22 protein-coding genes and 1 pseudogene are annotated in these 19,610 nt (G+C 65.0%); 12 read left to right on the top strand and 11 right to left on the bottom strand.

The window, feature by feature from the left end; translation table 11 throughout:
• Nucleotides 1–119 precede the first annotated feature (119 nt).
• The 6 genes from CJ177_RS42745 to CJ177_RS42715 all read left to right on the top strand — a co-directional run bounded on the left by CJ177_RS42745 (nt 120) and on the right by CJ177_RS42715 (nt 5,264).
• Nucleotides 120–1,103 carry an NADPH:quinone oxidoreductase family protein gene (locus CJ177_RS42745; protein WP_095870656.1) on the top strand — a complete coding sequence of 328 codons (984 nt, stop codon included), beginning with the start codon at nt 120–122 and terminating at the stop codon, nt 1,101–1,103.
• 286 nt (nt 1,104–1,389) lie between these two features.
• Entirely contained in the window at nt 1,390–2,586 is a 1,197-nt protein-coding gene (locus CJ177_RS42735) for a thiolase family protein (protein ID WP_095870654.1), read from the top strand.
• Nucleotides 2,586–3,428: a 3-hydroxyacyl-CoA dehydrogenase family protein gene (locus CJ177_RS42730; RefSeq protein ID WP_095870653.1), complete on the top strand. Its 843-nt coding sequence runs from the start codon at nt 2,586–2,588 to the stop codon at nt 3,426–3,428. The genes CJ177_RS42735 and CJ177_RS42730 overlap by 1 nt, the downstream gene beginning before the upstream one ends.
• Before the next feature lie 141 nt (nt 3,429–3,569).
• Nucleotides 3,570–4,010, top strand: coding sequence for a PaaI family thioesterase (locus CJ177_RS42725; RefSeq protein ID WP_306453429.1), 441 nt, complete (start codon nt 3,570–3,572; stop codon nt 4,008–4,010).
• A 172-nt stretch (nt 4,011–4,182) separates the two neighbouring features.
• Nucleotides 4,183–4,710, top strand: coding sequence for a winged helix-turn-helix domain-containing protein (locus tag CJ177_RS42720; RefSeq protein WP_218835187.1), 528 nt, complete (start codon nt 4,183–4,185; stop codon nt 4,708–4,710).
• Nucleotides 4,689–5,264 (top strand): IS630 family transposase, encoded by a 576-nt coding sequence (locus CJ177_RS42715; protein WP_257014970.1) that lies wholly within the window; start codon nt 4,689–4,691, stop codon nt 5,262–5,264. The genes CJ177_RS42720 and CJ177_RS42715 overlap by 22 nt, the downstream gene beginning before the upstream one ends.
• Before the next feature lie 269 nt (nt 5,265–5,533).
• On the opposite strand, the gene CJ177_RS42710 is transcribed toward CJ177_RS42715, so the two are convergent.
• The 5 genes from CJ177_RS42710 to CJ177_RS42695 all read right to left on the bottom strand — a co-directional run bounded on the left by CJ177_RS42710 (nt 5,534) and on the right by CJ177_RS42695 (nt 9,489).
• On the bottom strand, nt 5,534–6,076 hold the full coding sequence (locus CJ177_RS42710; RefSeq protein WP_095870652.1) for a hypothetical protein: 543 nt from the start codon (nt 6,074–6,076) through the stop codon (nt 5,534–5,536).
• 135 nt (nt 6,077–6,211) lie between these two features.
• On the bottom strand, nt 6,212–6,826 hold the full coding sequence (locus CJ177_RS42705) for an RES family NAD+ phosphorylase (RefSeq protein WP_257014969.1): 615 nt from the start codon (nt 6,824–6,826) through the stop codon (nt 6,212–6,214).
• 19 nt (nt 6,827–6,845) lie between these two features.
• Nucleotides 6,846–7,457, bottom strand: coding sequence for a hypothetical protein (locus tag CJ177_RS42700; RefSeq protein WP_095870650.1), 612 nt, complete (start codon nt 7,455–7,457; stop codon nt 6,846–6,848).
• Between the two features lie 397 nt (nt 7,458–7,854).
• The gene (locus CJ177_RS47780; RefSeq protein WP_179443425.1) at nt 7,855–8,016 is read right to left on the bottom strand and encodes a hypothetical protein; all 162 of its coding nucleotides are present in this window, start codon (nt 8,014–8,016) and stop codon (nt 7,855–7,857) included.
• A 60-nt stretch (nt 8,017–8,076) separates the two neighbouring features.
• Entirely contained in the window at nt 8,077–9,489 is a 1,413-nt protein-coding gene (locus CJ177_RS42695) for a wax ester/triacylglycerol synthase family O-acyltransferase (protein ID WP_095870649.1), read from the bottom strand.
• 338 nt (nt 9,490–9,827) lie between these two features.
• On the opposite strand from CJ177_RS42695, the gene CJ177_RS42690 reads away from it, so the two are divergent.
• The 5 genes from CJ177_RS42690 to CJ177_RS42665 all read left to right on the top strand — a co-directional run bounded on the left by CJ177_RS42690 (nt 9,828) and on the right by CJ177_RS42665 (nt 13,677).
• On the top strand, nt 9,828–10,157 hold the full coding sequence (locus CJ177_RS42690) for an ANTAR domain-containing protein (protein WP_095870648.1): 330 nt from the start codon (nt 9,828–9,830) through the stop codon (nt 10,155–10,157).
• Between the two features lie 21 nt (nt 10,158–10,178).
• Nucleotides 10,179–10,370: a hypothetical protein gene (locus CJ177_RS42685; RefSeq protein ID WP_095870717.1), complete on the top strand. Its 192-nt coding sequence runs from the start codon at nt 10,179–10,181 to the stop codon at nt 10,368–10,370.
• Nucleotides 10,371–11,252: 882 nt separating this feature from the next.
• Entirely contained in the window at nt 11,253–11,582 is a 330-nt protein-coding gene (locus tag CJ177_RS42680; protein WP_257014968.1) for a class I SAM-dependent methyltransferase, read from the top strand.
• A 37-nt stretch (nt 11,583–11,619) separates the two neighbouring features.
• A complete protein-coding gene (gene hadA, locus CJ177_RS42675; protein ID WP_095870646.1) occupies nt 11,620–12,078 on the top strand; it encodes a (3R)-hydroxyacyl-ACP dehydratase subunit HadA in 459 nt (152 codons plus the stop codon).
• A gap of 1,233 nt (nt 12,079–13,311) precedes the next feature.
• Complete coding sequence (locus CJ177_RS42665) at nt 13,312–13,677, top strand: Lsr2 family protein (RefSeq protein ID WP_095870716.1); 366 nt, start codon at nt 13,312–13,314, stop codon at nt 13,675–13,677.
• A 29-nt stretch (nt 13,678–13,706) separates the two neighbouring features.
• On the opposite strand, the gene mihF is transcribed toward CJ177_RS42665, so the two are convergent.
• The 5 genes and pseudogenes from mihF to CJ177_RS42635 all read right to left on the bottom strand — a co-directional run bounded on the left by mihF (nt 13,707) and on the right by CJ177_RS42635 (nt 17,394).
• A complete protein-coding gene (gene mihF / locus CJ177_RS42660) occupies nt 13,707–14,021 on the bottom strand; it encodes an integration host factor, actinobacterial type (RefSeq protein ID WP_095870644.1) in 315 nt (104 codons plus the stop codon).
• Between the two features lie 362 nt (nt 14,022–14,383).
• Nucleotides 14,384–14,875, bottom strand: a complete 492-nt coding sequence (locus CJ177_RS42655; protein ID WP_095870715.1) for a helicase associated domain-containing protein — start codon at nt 14,873–14,875, stop codon at nt 14,384–14,386.
• Between the two features lie 322 nt (nt 14,876–15,197).
• Nucleotides 15,198–15,705, bottom strand: a pseudogene (locus CJ177_RS48915) (IS21 family transposase); the annotation flags it as partial.
• A 644-nt stretch (nt 15,706–16,349) separates the two neighbouring features.
• Nucleotides 16,350–16,484, bottom strand: coding sequence for an excalibur calcium-binding domain-containing protein (locus CJ177_RS42640; protein WP_133988036.1), 135 nt, complete (start codon nt 16,482–16,484; stop codon nt 16,350–16,352).
• Nucleotides 16,485–16,563: 79 nt separating this feature from the next.
• On the bottom strand, nt 16,564–17,394 hold the full coding sequence (locus tag CJ177_RS42635) for an oxidoreductase (RefSeq protein WP_208328759.1): 831 nt from the start codon (nt 17,392–17,394) through the stop codon (nt 16,564–16,566).
• 26 nt (nt 17,395–17,420) lie between these two features.
• Between CJ177_RS42635 and CJ177_RS42630 the strand changes: the two genes are divergently transcribed.
• Entirely contained in the window at nt 17,421–18,122 is a 702-nt protein-coding gene (locus CJ177_RS42630; protein WP_095870643.1) for a TetR/AcrR family transcriptional regulator, read from the top strand.
• Between the two features lie 914 nt (nt 18,123–19,036).
• On the opposite strand, the gene CJ177_RS42625 is transcribed toward CJ177_RS42630, so the two are convergent.
• Nucleotides 19,037–19,603 (bottom strand): TetR/AcrR family transcriptional regulator, encoded by a 567-nt coding sequence (locus CJ177_RS42625; protein WP_095870642.1) that lies wholly within the window; start codon nt 19,601–19,603, stop codon nt 19,037–19,039.
• Between the last annotated feature and the right edge of the window lie 7 nt (nt 19,604–19,610).

Genomic DNA, 19,610 nt, shown 5'->3' with positions numbered 1-19,610 from the left:
CGCTCATGCCGACTTAGGTGATGGAGCCGTTCCGCCCCAAGTCAGCCTCGGCGTCCACGCAATGAACGCCACCGCACCTCGTATCATCCACTGCTCGCTCACCCCGAAAGGAGCCCGCCATGCGTGCGGCACTAGTCACTGAGTTCGGACCTCCGTCCAGCCTGGTGATCGAGGATGTCCCCGATCTGGTTCCCGGCCCCGGCGAGGTGGTAATCGAGGTCGGTGCGGTCAGCATCAACTTCCCCGACATCCTCGTCGTCGAAGGCACCTACCAAAACCTCCCACCGCGGCCGTTCGTCCCCGGAAAGGAGGCCGCGGGCCGCGTCATCGCGGTCGGTGAGGGCGTTGACCGCATCACCGTCGGGCAGCGAGTCCTGACACTGGTCGAGTTCGGCGGCTACGCCGAGCAAGTCGTGGTGCCCGAGGCGCTGGCAGTCGAACTCCCGGACAGCATGAGCTACGAGGAGGCGGCGGCCTTCGGGCTCGTAGCGTCTACTGCGCATCTCGGCCTGTTCCGCCGCGGCCACGTGCAACCGGGCGAGACGGTCCTCGTCACCGGCGCGGGCGGCGGAGTCGGTTCGGCCGCAGTGCAGTTGGCGAAGGCACGCGGTGCGCGGGTCGTAGCTCTCGCCCAAGACGGCATCAAGGGTGAGCTCGCACGGCGGCAGGGCGCCGACCTCGTGCTCACCTCCTCTGCGGAGACACTGCGCGATGACCTCCTCGCCGCCACCGACGGCAAGGGCGTCGACGTCGTACTTGACATGCTCGGCGGCGACTTCCTGACCCAGATCATCCGCGCGACCGCATGGGAAGGCCGAATCGTGATCGTAGGGTTCGCCTCCGGCAGTCAAAGCCCCATCAAACCCGGCCATATTCTGGTGAAGAACATCAGCGTGGTCGGTCTTCAGAGCAGCGACTACCACGACCGCAACCCCGAGTTGATGCGGTCGACACTCGCCGAGATCTTCGGGCTGTTCGACCAAGGAAGAATCAATGCCGCCGTCGACATTACGTTTCCACTCGACAAGGTGGCCGACGCTCTGCAATACGTCAAAGACGGCAAAGTCAAAGGCAAGGTAGTCGTCACCACGGGGCTCGGCTGATGCCCAGGTTGCTCGACGCCCCTATCAGGGGACGCTCGGGGAGCTCGCTGTCTCCGCAACTGGCCGAACTCGATAGCTCGATGATCGCGTACCTCGGCATCCGGGACCGGGATTTCTCGAATCCGAACCATACGATCTCGGTGGACAATCATGACGGCGAAATGAAGCCTCCGGTGACAGCCACAATGCGGTGCGGCGTCGTCCAATTCGACCATCCGATTTCGAACATCCACGTCACCGCACTTCAGCGGGCCGTGAGATACCAACCCGTCGCAAAGGAAATTCAATGACCGGCGCATACCTCTTCGCCGCCGCCCGCACTCCGTTCGGGCGTTTCGGTGGAGCACTGGCCGATGCCCGTCCGGACGATCTGGCAGCGGCGGTCATGTCGGGATTGCTGTCGAAAACGCCCACTTTGGATCCGTCGGAGATCGGCGACATCGTCTGGGGCAACGCCAACGGTGCCGGTGAAGAGAACCGCAACGTCGGCCGAATGGCGGCGTTGCTCGCCGGATTGCCGACCAGTGTTCCGGCGACCACGGTGAACCGGCTATGCGGGTCGTCACTGGACGCAGCGATGATCGCCTCACGCACGGTGGAATCAGGGGACGCGGACATTGTGCTGGTCGGCGGCGTCGAGTCGATGACCCGGGCCCCATGGGTGATGCCGAAGCCATCTCGCGCCTTCCCCGCCGGTGACACCGCCGCCGTCTCGACCACCCTCGGATGGCGCCTGGTCAACCCGAAGATGCCGGCCGAATGGACGGTGTCGTTGGGGGAATGCAACGAGCAGCTAGCCGACAAATTCGCGATTTCCCGGAAGCGGCAGGACGAGTTCGCAGTCCGTTCACACATTCTCGCCGACACTGCCTGGAAAGCGGGGTGGTACGACGATCTCGTGGTCGCTGTTCCAGGCGTCGACCTGAGCCAGGACGAGGGCATCCGGCCGGACGCCACCCCGGAGAAACTGGCGGGACTGAAGCCGTCATTCCGGCAAGCCGGAACGATCACAGCGGGAAACGCAAGCCCACTTAACGACGGCGCATCCGCGCTATTGGTGGGATCGGGCGACGCGTCCGATCGGATCGGGTCGGCACCGCTAGCCCGGATCGCCGGGCGGGGAGCATACGCGCTCGATCCGCAGAACTTCGGATTCGCGCCGGTCGAGGCCGCCAACCTGGCCTTGACCCGGGCCGGAATTTCCTGGGATGAAGTGGGGGCCGTCGAACTCAACGAGGCCTTCGCAGTGCAATCGCTGGCCTGCATCGACGCATGGAAGATCGACCCCGCGATCGTCAATACCTGGGGTGGAGCGATCGCCATCGGTCACCCGCTGGGTGCCTCCGGTGCCCGAATCCTCGGCACTCTGACTCACCGCCTAGTCCGGGACCGGCAGAGGTGGGGAGTGGCGGCCATCTGTATCGGCGTCGGCCAGGCATTGGCTGTTGTCCTCGAAAACGTATCGTCCGGATCGGAGAACTAATGAGTTTGCCAACGAATGTCGGTGTGTACGGCGGAGGCCGAATGGGAGCGGGTATCGCGCATGCATTCCTGTCGGCCGGCGCCTCGGTGACGGTGATCGAGTCCGACGACACGGCAGTCTCAGCTGCCGAAGAACGAATTGAGGCCAACCTATCGAAAGCGGCCGAGCGGGGCACACTCGCGGAATCGGTCGATCGGGTGCGAAGCCGGCTGACGGTCGCGCCGGACCCGGCGGCACTGGCTAGATGCGGGTTGGTGGTAGAAGCGGTGCCGGAGGTCGTCGAACTCAAGACCAGGGTGCTGACCCGGATCGAGGAGTTCGCCTCAGACGCGTTGCTAGCGACCAACACCAGTTCCTTGTCGGTCGATCAGCTGGCGACGGGGTTGGTTCGACCCGAGCGGTTCCTTGGACTGCATTTTTTCAACCCGGTACCCGCCAGCGAGTTGGTGGAGATCGTAGTGGGTGCGAAGACCGCCGCAGATTTGGTGACCGACGCCCAGGGATGGGTTGCTGCACTGGGCAAGACCGCCATCACCGTCACTGACTCTCCTGGATTCGCCTCGTCACGCCTGGGTGTGGCGATCGCGCTCGAGGCGATGCGGATGCTTGAGGACGGCGTCGCCTCGGCAGAGGACATCGACACCGCGATGACACTCGGATACAAGCACCCCATGGGCCCGCTACGCACCACAGATGTCGTAGGCCTGGACGTGCGGCTAGCGATCGCCGAACACCTCGCCAGCGAAGTCGGTGCCCGATTTGAACCACCCGCCATTCTGCGGGAGAAGATCGCCGCAGGCCATCTCGGCCGCAAGACAGGCCAGGGCTTCTACAGCTGGTGAGCTGAGGACACGTCGTAGGTCTGCCACCATCAAACATTGACGGCAAATGAATGTCCGAAATATAGCGGCTGACCATCGAGTGGGTGAAGCGCCCAATAGGTATCACCCGACAGCGGCCATGCAAGGACAGTAGGAGGATTGATGGGAACCACTAACGCCAGTACCAAAAAGACTTTCCACGAGATGTCCCTTGACGAGATCGAGAGTGTGACAGAAGCGGGTTTTGCTGGCGGCCTTGGCCTTCAGTTCACAGAGGTGTCCGGGGACAGAGTCTGCGCGAACTGGAAATTGGGCCCCGAAATTTACCAGGCGCACGGCATCGTGCATGGTGGTGCGTATTGCACGGCCGTGGAATCACTGGCGAGTATCGGAGCTTCTGTATGGTTCGGGCCGAACGGCCGTGTTGTCGGCGTGAACAACAACACCGACTTCCTCCGTGCGTCGACCGAGGGAACACACTTCGGCGAGGCTACTCCGCTCCACCGTGGGCAATCTCAACAGCTGTGGCAAGTTGTCATTTCCAACGAGCAAAATCAGGTTGTAGCGCGTGGTCAAGTTCGCTTGCAGAACTTGAACAGGTGACACTCCAGGCACGGTAAGGTCGAAGGCCCAGAACTGGGTTGCTGTGCCCCGAACAACTCGAGCTTCTCAGTTACTCAACCCTCCTCACGAATCCACGACGGTCTTAAAGATGTTTCGGTAATAGGGTGTGTCGCTGCGCGTGATTCGCACCGTGCTGCTTGATCATTGATGAATGGCAGGGAAGGAAACCGGTTCGGGCGAGAGTCCGGATGCCCGGAAAGTCAGGCAGCGCGGCGGTCGCCGTGATCTCGACGCGTTGCGTGACCGGCGGATGCGGGCGGCGGAGATGTTTGCCGCAGGACGACGACAGGTCGATGTCGCGGTCGAGTTGGAGGTCTCCCAGCAGACCGCCTCACGCTGGCATCGACAGTGGATCGAAGGAGGCAACGAGGCGTTGGAAGGTGCCGGTCGCGCGGGACGCCGACCCCGGCTCGATGACGCCCAGATCGAGGCGATCCGAGAGGAATTACTCAAAGGACCCCAAGCTCACGGCTTCGCGACCGGAGTGTGGACCCTGGGCCGGGTCGCGATCGTGATCGAGCGGCTCACCGGCGTGACCTACGGACCCACCCAGACCTGGACGATCCTGCGGACCCGGCTGGGCTGGAGCCGGCAACGTCCCGCACGGCGGGCAGTCGAACGCGACGAGGACGCCATCGTCGCCTGGCGCGAGAACGAGTGGCCGCGGATAAAAAAATAGCGCGGCGCCAAGGTGCATGGATCTGCTTCCAGGACGAAAGTGGTGTGTCGCTGCTCCCGGTAGTCCGAGCAACCTGGGCGCCGAAAGGCGTGACACCGGTTCTGCGTCAACGATTCTCGTGGAAACGCATGTCTATGGCCGGAGTCCTGGCCTATCGACACGACCGCAGTCGCAGCGCGTTCGTGTTCTCCATGACCGACGGCGCCTACAACACCGACAAGCTCATCGAGTTCCTCACCGAACTACGCGCCCATTTCGCCGGGGAGAAGGTCATCGTGATCTGGGACGGGCTCATGGCCCACCGATCCAAGGCGATGACCGCGTGGCTGGCCACCCAACGCGACTGGCTCCACGTCGAACGCCTGCCGGCTTATGCTCCTGAGCTCAATCCCATCGAACAGGTCTGGGGCGACATGAAATCCACCGAACTGGCCAACCTGTGCCCCGATACCCTCGACGAGGTCCGCATCGCGACCGAGTCCGGGTTGACTCGGATCGGCTCGAGCTACGACCTGTGTCACAGCTTCCTCGACCACACCGGACTTTCCTTATGACGAGTTCTCACTCAATTACCGAAACATCTTTAAGACAACGCTAGGGGAAGCCGACCGAGATGACCCTCGGCGGCGGAACACACGATTCCCTAAGGCTCTGCTCGATCCGCCGCAATCGCTCGCTGCAGACCGTGCACCCCACTCCTGACCCGGCATCATCAGGAGCCGACTGCACGTGGTCGAAAACGTCAGCTAGCGATGCCGGTGCAGTGCAGTCGCCTTCTGAATCTGACAGTGCTGCCGGCTGGTTCAGGGAATTGGTCGGGTATCTATCGGCTGGTGGCCCAGGTGTTCGAGTCGGTCGAGTTCGGCGAGGAGGGCGTCTCGGCTGGTGTAGGTCTCGGCAGGGGCGCGAAAATCCTCGTCCGGGGGGGATGGTGGACCTCCCACCGGGGTCCATCGGCAGAGGTAAAGCCGACCGCGATGTGTAATGGCTGGGCGAACTCACCCCAGGCTGTCGCGAGGTGTTCCCGGTTCGGAACGTGATCCCACGTCCCGTCTTCGTAGCTTTCCCACTCGCGGCGACGCGTGAGCACGCGCGTGAGGGTGGGATCGACAAGGTCGTACTCATCGGGCTTCGGGTTGTCGCCGGTGTCCCGGAGTTTGTGGTATTCCTCGACGGTCAGCTCCGGTGCCAGTTCGATGAGCGCGTTACCTGCGGTCGCGTCGAATGGGCTGCTGAGGACCATTGCCCTGGAATCGGGCAACCTCACGTTCGCGATCGGGTTTGTGCCGCGGGTCTGACGTTTGGCCTTGTTCCGCCTCTTCTTCGAGGCCTGTGTGGCCTGCGTTGCCTTCTTCGAGCGTCCCACGGATGTCCTTTGCTGTGTGGTCTGTCATGGTCTCGTTGATAGGCAGGGAACAATACTGCACTGACGGTTGGCTTTTCACGGGTCTATCTCCCACACCCAGCACCGGTGAAGACAGTGGGAGATCGACGTAGTCGCTTAGATGACGGTTGCGTTGTATTGTGCGAGATGGGATCTGACCAGCTCCACCCCGGCCCGGTCATCGAGCACGATCGGCCCCCGGGATACCGCCATCAGATCATGCAGCCCCGCACCGGCATTAGGCTTGATCGTCATCACGACAGAGAATCTGTCCTCGTCGTTGCGTGCCCGGTATTTGATCCCGAGCACCCCGTCGGTCCCGTGCAGGATCGATGCCGCCCAGTCCCGGGTGGTCCGGTAGTCGACGGGATCGCATTTCGTCAGCCAGGTGTCCTGACCGATCGCCGCCAAATGTGAGCCGTGCACCAGCGCGACCGGGACATCGTCGGTGACGGTGACCTGGGACAGGACTCGACCGGCCAGCTTGGCCTTCCGCAGGATCCTCGGAACGTGATCATCCAGTGGCAGCGACCGGCAGTAGGTCTCCGCGATGCAGGTGGAGATGTCCTCCCCGAAATAGCTGTAGTGGTACGACCCGTCGGAGGAGTCGAACCGTCCGCCTCCCGCTCCCGCCGGGGTCGGATTCAGGGTCAGGACACCCCGGCTCGGGTCGCCGGAATGGATACGCCAGAGCTTGGTTCCCGCGGTGAGCGACCCGACGTGCGCGGTCACCGATACCGGTGGTGGGCGGTTAGGCAATGTCGTCGGCGATCTCGACTCGCAGCAACGCGCGCACGGCGTCGAACGATCCCTCGCCCAGCAGTTGGACCGGAGACTTGCGGTCTTCGATCGACGGGTTGGGCGAGAGCCACCACGACGCGACCCCCCACGGATCATCCCGGGCACCGAGAACCACGTTGCCTTCCCGCACCACCTGATTCGCCTCACCCGGCAGGGAGAACTGAAACTCCGGATACCGGAACTTGCCGGCCCGCTTGAGCCCGATGACCTCGCCCTTGGCACTGAGCTTGCGCAGCGCATCGCTGGGATTGGCCCAGTTCTTGTCGTAGTGGTCGGCGACCTCCTTGGCGGACAGATGCGGGAACGACAGGATGCGTTCGACGGCGTCACTGAGCACCGTCTTCTCGTCGAGGATGTCGTCCGATTCGATCAGCTCGAGGATCGGGTCGTCCCGGTCGATCCGTCCGGCCAGCATGATGTGGGTGACCCTGTCGGCGACCAGCCGCATGCTCGGCCTATTGTACAGCTCGGCTCGCATCCGGGCGATGAACTCGTGGTCGCTCACGCCGCTGCGCTGTTGCGGATCGGACTCGTAGCTCGAGGCTGCGGTCTTGTGCGCCATGTCCCCTCCTCGGTGCCCGGGCAGGCACCCTCGACCCACTTCTATATAGAAGTCTACCGTAGATTTGCGTTCGAGGGCAGGGCACGGAAAGGGGCCCGGATGCCATAGCCCGCCGAGCCGGCCCGTTCCTGGGCCGCTGCCGGCAGACGCCACTCGTGCGCAGTGTGCGGGCGCCATGCCCACGGTCTGTGCAACAAGCATGTGACCAGCAGGAACGATGCGCCACGGTGTAAGGCGAATCCAACGGGCGGGAGCGTCGACGAAGACATCGAGTATGGGGGTGGGTCCCGCACACTGGGGCCGGTGCCTCGCTGATCGACGTCTCGACGATTCCCATCACACCGCTCGCGACGCCCACGTCGTCGCGAGAACCAGGTCGGGCACCACCCGCAAGAACCTAGGCGGCGGTGTCAGCGGGCCTCACGCTGCTGATCGGGGCGGTCGTCGGCGAACATGGCTCGATCCGGGCCTTGATTTCCTCGGTACTGATCGCGGCGGCGTGCGCGGGACCGCGCACGCCGGCGTTGATCGCGGTGGCTGGTGTGGTCTGGGTGTTCATCGGGAGATTCCTGCCTTTCGTCTCGATGGGGGGCGATCCTGCGCGGGTGAGGCGTCGGGGTCAGAGTCCGACGGCGGTTTCGAGGAGGTCGAGTTCGGCGTCGAGGTGATCGAGCATGGGGTGCAGGTCCGGGACGGTGCGGCGGCAGCCGGTGAGGCCGAAGACGATCTGGTCGTCGCTGCTGGTGCAGGTGATGTTGAGTGCCTGCCCGGTGGTGGGGATGGAGAGCGGGTAGAGCGATTCGAGTCGGGCCCCGTTCCAGTGCAACGGGGTTCGGGGGCCGGCGACGTTGGAGATGACGACGTTGAACGGTGGCCGCAGCGGGCCGCGGCGGCCGAGGAACATCTCGACTCCGAGCGGGGCGGCGCCGAGTGCGCTCATCGCGAGGACCTGGGCGGGACTCATCGCCTGGAGGGCCGCTTTGCCCTCGTTCATGCAGTTGCGCACGGTTTCGAGGCGGTGCGCGGGGTCGGGGAGGCGGGTGGCCAGGTTGCACATGAGCACGCCCACCCGATTGCCTCCGGCCCCGGTAGTCGGCGCGCGGAGGGAGACGGGGACCATCGCGATCAGGGGGTTGTCCGGCAACGCGTCGCGGGTGTGCAGGTAGGCCCGGAGGGTGCCGGCGCACATCGTCAGCACGATGTCGTTGATGGTGGCGTCGGCGTGCTTGGCCAGCAGACGGATTCGTTCGAGGGGGAAGGACCGGGCGGCGACGTGCCGGGCTCCGCTGATCGGCCCGTTGAACAGGGTGTGCGGTGCGGTCAGCGAGACCGCGCCGCCCTTGCCGCGGCGGGCCCGGTCCACGGTGCCGACCGCTGCGGGCAGGAGTCCGGCGACCTCGCCGGCGGCGGCCCGGGCGGCGTCCCACGCCATCGAGGGCAGTGCCGAGCCGAATACCGCGGTGTCGACGTCGCCGCTCGCGGTCGGTGCCGGGACGGCGGCGAGTGGCGTGCGCGGTTGCCAGGGAGCGGGCATGTTCCGGCGGTGCGGGTCTTCGCTCATGCTGTCGCGGAGCAGTCGCATCGCCGACGAACCGTCGGCGAGCGCGTGGTGGATCTTGGTGTAGACGGCGTAGCGGCCGTCGGCGAGTCCTTCGATCAGGTGCATCTCCCACAGCGGGCGACTGCGGTCGAGCAGGGTGCCGTGCAGCCTCGACACCAACGTCATCAGTTCGGCCATGCCGCCCGGCCGGGGAAGCGCGTCGCGGCGCACGTGGTGCTCGAGATCCACCTCGTCGTGCGGGAGGGTGTCCCAGCCCCACTGGCCGAGCGAGGTGACCGAACGGCGGGCCCGCTTCCGGAACGGCGCCGCCACCTGGTCGCCGGCCAAGGCCGTGTCGAACATCGCGCGCAGATCGGCCGCCGAAGTGCCCTCTGGTGGGGTGAAGACCGCCAGGCCGCCGACGTGCATCGGATGCTCGCGGGATTCGCCGAGCAGAAACAGTGAATCGGTCGGTGCCATCGGTAACAGCATGCGTGTCCTTTACCGTTCCCGAAACCGGATCCGCCTTGCGATCCGTTCGCCCCTGGAACTGATGGTCAAGTCGATGTAATCGGCTCTCAAAGTAACGTTTAGATGTGGTTCAGATCACAAACCGGTCTCGCCGTTTCCGTTGTACAGCACCGCGGTCGCCCGCGCCACCTGCGCAGATGCCCACCTCCATCTGGACGTTTGTGTAGATGGACGGCGGGTGGCGTGTGCTAGAACTGATCAGGCATCGACAGTGACGTGACTCACATCGCCTTGTCCTGCGGGGATTTGTCGGCACACCGGCGGGATCCCGGCCGATGCACGAGAGCGAAGGACCCCCCATGATCGAGGACACCACCGAATCACCCCTCACCCCGGTTCCCGGCCCGACGCGCCTGATTCCCCGCCGGCGGCCCGACGGTCGCGAACTCCTCGCCACCGCGAAGGGAATCCTGATCGCCGCCCGCGGCTGCAGCGACGCCCAGGCGTTCGACGAACTCCTCGACGTATCCCGCCGTCATCATCTGACCGTCCTCGGCGCCGCCCGGAGTTTGGTCGACCTCGCCGCCGGACCCGCACCCCGTCGCCGCCGGTCCGACGCCATCCGATTCGACGAATGGGACCAGCTGATCACCCAACTTCCCCCACGCCGCCACGCGCACGCGAGCTGACGCGACAGGATGCGCACGATCATGTCTGAGACCGACTGTTCGAACGACACCACCGGAACCGCAACGAGCCAACCGGGCGAGAGCGCGTCGCCGGTCGCCGACGACACGATCGTGTGGCCCGAACCCAGCCCGCTCGATTCCTGGTGGGAGCACGTGGTCCACGACCACCCGGCCCCGCCCACCGCCGAATCCGCACCCGGCACCGACACGTAGCTGCCCGGCGATCGGACCGAGGTCACGACTCCGGCCGAAACCGGATGCCGCGACACGTATCCCGTCGCAACTGTCGGCCATCGCCGGGATGGTCTGCGTGAGAATCGGAGAGGCGAGGGTCCTCATTTTCTGGTTACTGATGCGGATGAGACCGAGGGTGCCCGAGCGTCCCGGGTCCGGGTTGTAACGGCTCGGCGTGCGCTTGCGTGGGCCCTCACGGCCGCGAGGGTTGTGTCATGCTGGGTGCACGGTGTCGAAGTCGCGGGGGTGACATGACTACATGTGCATTGGTCCGATCCACAGGCAGACGTGGCTGGACATTGCGATGCGATCTGTGCGAGCACACCTTCGAGGTCGCCGTCGCCGGCCGGCCCGAAGCGGTCGCCTTTGCCCGCACCAACGGATGGATCGTCGGCGAGCGCACGAGGTGCCCGATGTGCGCGGCCACCCACACCACCTGCCGCACCGCCTGAACCGCCGATCTGCTGCCCTGACCCGGGACTGGGGTTGCGGTTGCTCCGCCGATCAGGACGTCGGTCGGGACGTCGCGGTGAGGGTGTACCGGCTCGCCCGACCGGTCGCCGTTTGCCGATAACACGGCAGGCACCGTCGTTCGAGTGGTCTTATAAGGGAACGATCATCGCCGCAACGGCAACGGCGATATCGCGGCGCGGTCTTGGTAGTGGGTCACGTCCGGCCTTGGGGAGACAAACGCATGGATATGCGCATCATCGAGGTCCCATACGACGGGGCGCAGGTGGTACTCGTCGAGGTGGACGGCCCTGATTTCTATCAGGGCGGATGCTTTGGCGTCGGTCGCCAGCGTGGACGAGATGCTCCCCGCGTGGGGGATCGGTGCGGTCGGCGATGGATGACGTGATCATGCCGACCATGCACACGATTTTCGATCGAATAAGTGAGGGATCACCTGTCCTGGACTCTGTCGAGGTCACCGGCCATGGCGAAGCCGCCGGATTCCACGTCGACCGAATCCAGGCGCTGCAGCCACACCACGCCCGCACCCTCGACGACTGGGTGCAGGCGCTGCGCCCATACGACGACGAGGCGGTATCGGTCGCCTCCGAGGAGGTGTACCAGCGGTACATCACGCACCTCACCGGATCCGCCGCTCACATCGGCAGCGGACACTTCGACGCCATCCCATTGACCCCCGGCCAAGACGGCATCGGCGGTGTGTGCCCGGGTGAGTGATGATGACGCAACAGCGGAGACGGCCGATCCTGCGGACATGGTCGGCCGGCACTTCCGCCTCCCCGACTACTACGAGGTCGGGCGGGAGAAAATACGCGAGTACGCACGGGCGGTTCTCGACCCGCACCCGGCACACCGGGACGAGGCCGGCGCCGCCGACCTGGGCTACGCCGGGCTGATCGCACCGCTGACCTTCGCCTCATTGCTCGGTGGCGTCGCCCAGCAACGCGTGTTCGCCGACCTCGTCACCGGCTACGACCTGAGTCAGGTCCTGCACACTGAGCAGCGCCTGCAATTCCACAAACCCTTCACGGTCGGGGACCGCCTGATCTGCGACATCTACGTCGATTCGTTCCGCCGCAGCCACGGACAAGACCTCATCGTGATCAAGAACGTCATCACCGACGTCCACGGCACCCTCATGCAGACCACCTGGACCACCATGGTCGCCCACACTCCGGACACGGCCCCATGCACGCGACCACCTCGGCCGTAACCACCCGCAGCCCCAAACGGCCACTCTCCCTCCGGGTGTGCGGTCGTCGCCGCCCGGTTCCCGCCGGTCGATGCAGGCCGGAACTCGGCGAGACGGGCGTGCTGCAGTCGTATTCGACTGCTGATCGAATGCGACCGCTCCGCCACCCACCTGTTCCACGACGAACTCCGCCGCCGGGCCGTTGCGGCCCCGCGCGTCCATCGGTGACCGGTGATTGATCGGTAAACGGTCATCGATCGGGGACCGACGGGTGCGTTCGTCACTGGCCTCTTGCATCAGGCTCGGCGAGGTCGGGCTGTGTGCAGGGACGTGCTGACCGTCCATCATCTGTGTGGTAGCGGTGGGCTTGCTCCGCCACGATGGGGTGCACCGACCACGGGGCCACAGTCACCGCGGTGGACCGCAGACGCGGCACGGTGGCGCGGAGCGAACCGAGCTGGTCGTGCGAACAGCAGGGACGGTAGGAAACGGACGAGGCGTCGCTCCCTTGTGACGGGTTGCGTCTCATCGTGCGATGTCGGCGGGGTCGTCCCCGTTCCCTGCATGAACGGCCCTCTCGATTGCCTTGCAGACGTCGGGGATTGACAGTGATCGCCCAGCTCATGCGTCCGGTCTGTCGGCCCGGCCGGTGGGTGAGGCAGACCACACGTCGGTCGTGCCGCCACCGTCCGCGTAGCGGTGGATCTGGACGATGCCGGTTTGAGGTGCGGTAGGCCTGTGCGTCTCGTTGATCGCCTGAAAGTCTGAGTCGAAGGTCCTGTCGCTCGATATACCATTGCGAAAAGTCACCGTGTACTTCGGCATGTCCAGCAATATGCACTGTCGGCGTGGTGCCGCACCACAACGCCTGGATCCGTGGAGTCGCCGTGGGACTGTCGGCGCGCGAACAGCGAAAGCACCTCTCGCAGTGAGCGAATTCAGATTCGCCGGTCACGATTGTCCACCTACGGAGAGGCGTCCTCGGTGCACTCAACGCACACGTTCACGGCTGGGTCCGCGGTGTTCGACGAACGCAATTTTATGGCGGGGGCAGGGTCGGCATCGGTCCTCGAACTCGCCGAACAGAGCAAGGACAGCTAATTCGACGCCGAATGTGAGAGACGTACAACGGGAATTGTGCTGTCTTCATTGCCGCGGTCAATTTTGTCGGCTGGTCTGGGGGAGATATCGCGAGGATGCCGTCATCTCGCGCGGGCAGTACAGTCGACCGGTAAAGAAAATGAGGGAGTGGTCATGGCGCGCCAAATAGTGGTCGAACACGTCGACGATATCGACGGAACGTCCATCGACGACGGAAAAGGCGAGACGATCGCCTTCTCCGTCGACGGCATCGATTACGAGATTGATCTGTCAGCGAAGAATGCGACGGCGTTCCACAAGAAGCTCGATTACTACATTGAGCATGCGACAAGGGTGGGCGGCCGCAAGAACCGGACCGTAGGCACCCTCCACTCCGGCGGTAGCGCGACGAAGCCGGCACGGCGAGACCGCGACCATGTGAGAGCGGTCCGCGAATGGGCGCGCGAGCAGGGTTACGAGGTGGGGGACCGTGGGCGGATGCCCACGGATATCATGGAGGCGTACACCGCAGCTCACTGACCCGCTGCCATGTTCTGGCAGCGCACCGGTCACTTCGCGGCGGCGTCGACAAGCGCCTTCCGCTGATTCGGCCTCAGACCACCGATCCGGCGCGTCTCGGGAATCGACAGCTCCTCGAGCAGTTGAGCGGCCTTGACGGGGCCCACACCAGGGAGTGATTTGAGGAGGGCGGACACCTTCGTCTTCTTCACGATGTCGTCGGACTCGGCCTTATCGAAAACCGCGCTCACTGTGAGGTCACCCGACTTCACCGCCGAGAGAAGTTCGCTGCGCAGCTTCCGTGCCCGAGCTGCCTTCGCCAATGCTGCCGCGCGCTGTTCCGGTGTCAAAGTGGGCAATGCCATGAGAACTCCTCCGAGTATCCGCGACAAATACTGCCGCTGGATGGGACTGCGCGTGCAGTAACGGCAACAAGAACGGCCATCACTTCATCGATCGTAACAATCCACGGAACGATTTAAAGCGGATAGCATCGCAATCCAAAATTTTCGGCTAACCAATTTAGGCTTCGATCACCGTGGGATATGGCACGAGTGAGTGGATATCAGGGGTCAGGAATTGGGGAAGGGCCGCCGATCGGGGCGAAAGACACCGCACGGCAGCAACACCGAAATCGACACCGCGAAACCCGGTAGGTTCGGACGGATCCCGGCGGGTGGCTGCGACCCTTGCGATCGGCACCGGACCCGGCACCACACGTGAGAGGCTATGCCGCCGTGCGCGGACCCCGCGGACGGGGCGCCGGTGACACGCCTAGCAATGCTAGCGGTGCTCGCTCCTCGTCCGGCAGGTTGTGCGCGCGCCACTTCTTCACGGCCCGATACAGCCACTGCCCCAATTGCTCGCCATCATCGGTGATGTAGTTGGCGGGCACCAGAGCGTTGCCGTGCTCTTCGCGGTAGGCGGCGATCGCCGTCAACATGCGCCGACGCTTCGAATCCGTCCTCGCGACCGCCGGGAGGGGTTGCCCGTTCTCGCTCCACACGAAACCGATCGCGTCGAGCTCGCTGATCCGGCTGGCCGGCAGTGTTCCGAGCATTCGGGCGACACGCTGACGGGTCTGCCACCGCCCGAGGCGGTATCCGTTGTCGGTGACGTAGTCGTCCGGGATCGGAGCGTGCGGGTGCGTGCGGCGGAACGCTGCGTACATCCGCAGTGGCGACAGTGATGCTCTGTCTTGCGCTGGTCGCTTCGACATCGATCCTCCCGCATCAATCATGAGGGTCCGGTAGTCCAATCGTCGTTCATTCAGTATGTCCACCACGTCACATATATAACAGCACCCCGCCCTCGCACTCGTGATGCAGAGCTTGCCTCGGGGGAGGGGCATTCCTCGCGACGTTGTGCGCACCATGGCCGCGCCGGAAGCCGTTCCGCAGACCTGCCGTGGAAAAGAGTCGGGAGTCTTTCGCTCCCGCAACCGGAGTGAGCCGGAAATCAAGAGTCGAGGCGAAGACGCCTTGGGGTGCCGGATCGGCGAAACAACCTCCGCGTGCTTGCATCCTGGTGCGCTGCGGCTCCGTCAACTGCTCGCTCGCGGCCACAGTCACTACCGTCACCCTTCCGTTCGCGGTGGGAGGCAGCCGGGTGTCGCCCCGCACACGACAGAACTCATCCAACCTCTGCTGGGCTCGTTCGACGGTGAGATCGTCGGACAGGGTGCGCCACCAGCACTGGGCAGCAGTGGGATTGGCCTTCTCCGCCACTCCTGTGCGGTTTCCGGACCGCGGTGAGCAAATCGCCATCGAGGCGCCGTAGCGTTTGGCGACGCCGGCGAAGCCGGCCGTGACCCGACGAAGTCGGAGTGGCAGACGGTCGCCTTCCGATCGAACCGCCAGGTTCGGGTCAGGCCCCCGAGTCTGCGGCTGACGCGGTCGACCAGATGCGCTGGGTCATGGCCGGTGCCAGGACCCCGTACCAGCGCCCGGAATGGGCGAGTGATCCGACGAGCAGGTGCGCCGCCGCACCCCGTCCCCAGGAGGCTGGTGGGTTCGGCGGGTCCACCCAGTCCCATTGTGTTTCCTCGCCGTACGTGGTCGACGTGGCGAGGTGGGGTGACGCGGCGGCGGAGTGGGTCGATTTGTCGCCGCACCGGTGCAATGGGCGGTGTGCTACCCGACGGCGCCATACGTGGAATGTTCTTGCGCTCAGCGGCGTCGGTGTGACCGACAGGGACGGGCATGAGGAGTGCGTGGCCTCTGAGCTCGTGATGTGGCTGTGGCTACTTCTTTCAACTTCGACGGAACGTGGCCTTCGTCGAGATGCTGGCATGCTGAACTGTCCTGGGTTGAGTGGAGACTCCTGATTGAACCAGGAGAATGAAGTCATGCCAGCACCGAGGAAGTACGACACCGAGACCCGTGAGCGGGTTGCAGTCTGCCGTCAACCGGTGGGGGATTGGCCTTGCTCCGTTCGTCGATTCCGGGGTCCTGGGCCCGTACGCCGAGCGGATCGGGTTCGTGGCGTCGGCGAAGGGTGAGTCTCGACGCCTGCGCACTGTCCCACATCACCGGAAAGGCGGTCCTCGAATTCGTCGTGCAGGCGCAACGGCAACACCCGGACGCCGGCATCCCCGAGCTGTTTCCCTTCTGGGAACCGCACCCGGCGATCCCTGTGCCCCCTTGTGACCCGCACAGTCGACTACGGCTTGACGTCGACGATGTTCCGCCGCATCACTTGTCGCAGGCGATACCGTCGTTGTCTCGGTCGAGCTTCGTCGAGTGGCCGGGGGTCGGGCGTGAGCTGCCGAAACCTACCGTCGCCCGATCGCGGCGGGGTGTGCGGTGAGGGTTCCTCCACTGGCACAGGTGCGGCGACCGCCGCAGGGCTCGTCCTCGCGGTTGTCGGCTTTGCCTGCATGGGCGTGGCGAAGCGACTGCCGGGTGGCTAGGGGAGGCGGAACTGTCGTCGGATCATGGCGTCGAAGGTGCGGTCGGGCAGCTTGCTGATGGCCACCGCGGCGGCGGCGCCGCGCCCAACCCGGTACCGCGGCCTGGGGTGGGGGGTGGTCGCGGCCTTGACGATGGATACGGCGACCTGATCGACGTCACTTGTGATGACCTTGTCCTGATTCGTGCGGTGGTAGGCCGCGACCGCCTCGGCCATCTGGGTGTAGGCGCCGTGCCCGGATGACTCCTGTAGGGATGCCAAGGCGTCCTCGTGCCATGGGGTGCGCACCGGGCCCGGCTGGACGACGGTGACCTGGATGCCGAACGGGCGCAGCTCGGCGCGCATGCTGTCCGAGAGGGCTTCGAGGGCGAACTTGCTGGCGTGGTACCAGCCACCCATCGGAGAGCTGAATTCCCCCGCCAGGCTGGAGACGTTGACGATGCGCCCTCGGCGCGCCTGACGCATCGGAGGCAGGAGGCGCTGGGTCAAGGCGGCGAGGCCGAAGACGTTGACGTCGAACTGGCGACGCGCCCGCGTCAGGGGCGTCTCCTCGAAGGACCCGAACTCCCCGTACCCGGCGTCGTTGACCAGGATCTCGATGGGTCCGCACTCCGCTTGCGCTGCCGCGACGGCGCGGTCGATGCTGGCCTCGTCGGTGAGGTCCAGGTGGACGGGCACCACGCCGGCCAGTTGGGCTATCTGCTCCACGCGGCGAGCTGCGCCCACTACCGGGTAACCCTGCTCAGCGAGCATCTGGGCAGTGCGGGCACCGAGTCCGGAGGATGCTCCGGTGACGAGGACGGCCCGCTTACTGTCAATGTCGTTCACAGTTCCATTACGTTACTGTGAACGACATGCGCAGTCAAGACATGGGGAGCCGGATCCTGCGCTCCGCGTGGGGACTGGACCCGCCCACGACGCGGGGGCCCAAGGCGCGGTCCAGCGTCGATGACATCGTCGCCGCCGCAATGTCACTGGCTGACGCCGACGGCCTCACCGTGGTGTCGCTGGCGGCCGTCGCCGCTGAGCTGGGACTGACGACTACCGCGCTGTACCGCTACATCGACTCCAAGGACACACTCGTCGAGATCATGGTCGACGCCGCCGTGGGCCCGGCCCCCCAGCTCGGCGAGGGTGACTGGCGCGCCCGAGCCCTGGCCTGGGCACAGCAGTTGTGGAACCGCTACCGGACCCACCCGTGGCTCGCCGACGTGCGCGCCGCAGGCATGCCTCGCTACCCGCAACGACTGGCGTGGATAGACCTGCTCTTACGTGAGCTGGACCGCGGCTCGGTGCCTGACCCCATGCACACCGCCCTGCTCCTCGACGGCCTCGCTCACACCTTCGCTCTGCTCACCGGACCGGCAAACCGCCCCGCCGCACCGCCCGCGTGGCTACTGGAAGCAGCGGCCGCGCGCTATCCCCGCCTCGCCCAGGAGCTCGATCGCGACTGGACCGACATCGAGGAGGAGTTCATCAAAGCCGTCACCACCGTCCTCCGAGGGGCCGAGCCGATGTCAGACGGAGGGTGTCCCGGAGACGCGAAAGGGGCTTGACACCGCGCCTGCAATCCGAAGGGCGGGATGTCGCCGTGGAGGCCTCAACCGGTCGCGCCAACGGTCGACAAACCTCAGTCGTTTCAGTCAGCGCAACTCCCGCAGATCGACAGGGGCCGGAACATGGGCGCTGGTGGGACCCTGAGTCGGAGAACGCCCTTCGTTGCGCCGATGGCACGCTCGCGGTGCATGGTTGTTCCTTGCCGAACGCCGCCGCTTCTCCAATCGGGAATCGGACCCCGAACTACCGCGCGACGTCCTGCATCGGCCCGGACCGGCGATCTGTTCGAGCAGATAGTCCGCGATGAACCCAGGCTGATCCCGTAGGACCAGGTGTGTCCGGCGGACAGGAGAGCAGAACTCCTCTCCGGCTTGATCAGGAGCGACGAACTTGTCGCACGCGGTAGACGACTGACACCGCGCACCTCCGAATTGGTTGTCCACACACCGTAAGACATCAACCATTCTCGAGGTCAAGCCCGAAGAGTGGAAGACGGGCGGGAGGGTCTATCGGCGGGCGAGGATGAATTGCGTCTTCTCGCAAGCGGAACCCACACCGCACACCCGCGCCGCGATCCTCTCGTGATGCCTCATGAGCTGGCGCCCAGAACGAACCAAGGACAGACGACCGACGTAGCGCAAACTATCCAACGAGGCGTTCGCTACCGATGGCATGCCACTCGACCGATCAACCGGCGCCCCGTTCGTCGCTGTGGTGAAGGCGTTCGAAGAGCTTGCTCCCACACCGGTTCCGGAACCGCCCAGTCCGCAGCGATCCACAGCTGCCGTACGTAGAGCTCGACAACGAAACGATCGGTGTCACAACCACGTACCTCGGCCCCAATGTGACGGATTGAATGACAGAGGAACGGGTAAGGGTCAGTGTCGTCTGCGACCACGCCCTCACGCATCCATCACTCTGGTGCCGAGATCGATCTTCGCGCGCTGAGTCCGTGGCCGAGGCGGCGCTCGAAAGTCGAGAAGGCGTCCGACGCCGATACCGAGTCTTCGGCGATCGAGCCGAGCACACCCACCAGAGCCCACGACAGGAACGTCAGCGTCGTGTCGATCTCGGCGTCGTCGATGTCGAGTCGGCCGCGAAGATTCTCCGCCAGGATCTCTGCGACCATCTGCTGCGTTGCACGAAGCAACACGCCGCTGCTGCGTCTGCCGACCAACGCCCGGTACAGCTCGCGGTGCTGCTCGGCCAACTGCAGCATCGTCTGCACCGGTTCCCAGAGCCGGGCAGCGTCTGCCCGGGTTTTGTGCACCGCCGCGCGCAGGTACTCGGTGCAGCTCACCACGAGTAGGTCGTCTTTGTCCCGGTAGTGACTGTAGAACGTGGATCGCCCGATATCGGCGCGGTCGAGGATGTCCTGGACAGTGGTGCGGGTGTATCCCTTTTCCAGCAGCAGTTCGATCAGAGCTTGGTGCAGGAGCCCCTTCGTCCGCCGAACACGGCGATCGGCTGACTTCACCATCGGCTGC

Source organism: Rhodococcus sp. ACPA1, assembly GCF_002300195.1.
Lineage (GTDB): Bacteria > Actinomycetota > Actinomycetes > Mycobacteriales > Mycobacteriaceae > Rhodococcus_F > Rhodococcus_F opacus.
Note: the sequence above shows the minus strand (reverse complement) of the source record. Positions and strands in the feature narration are given on the sequence as shown.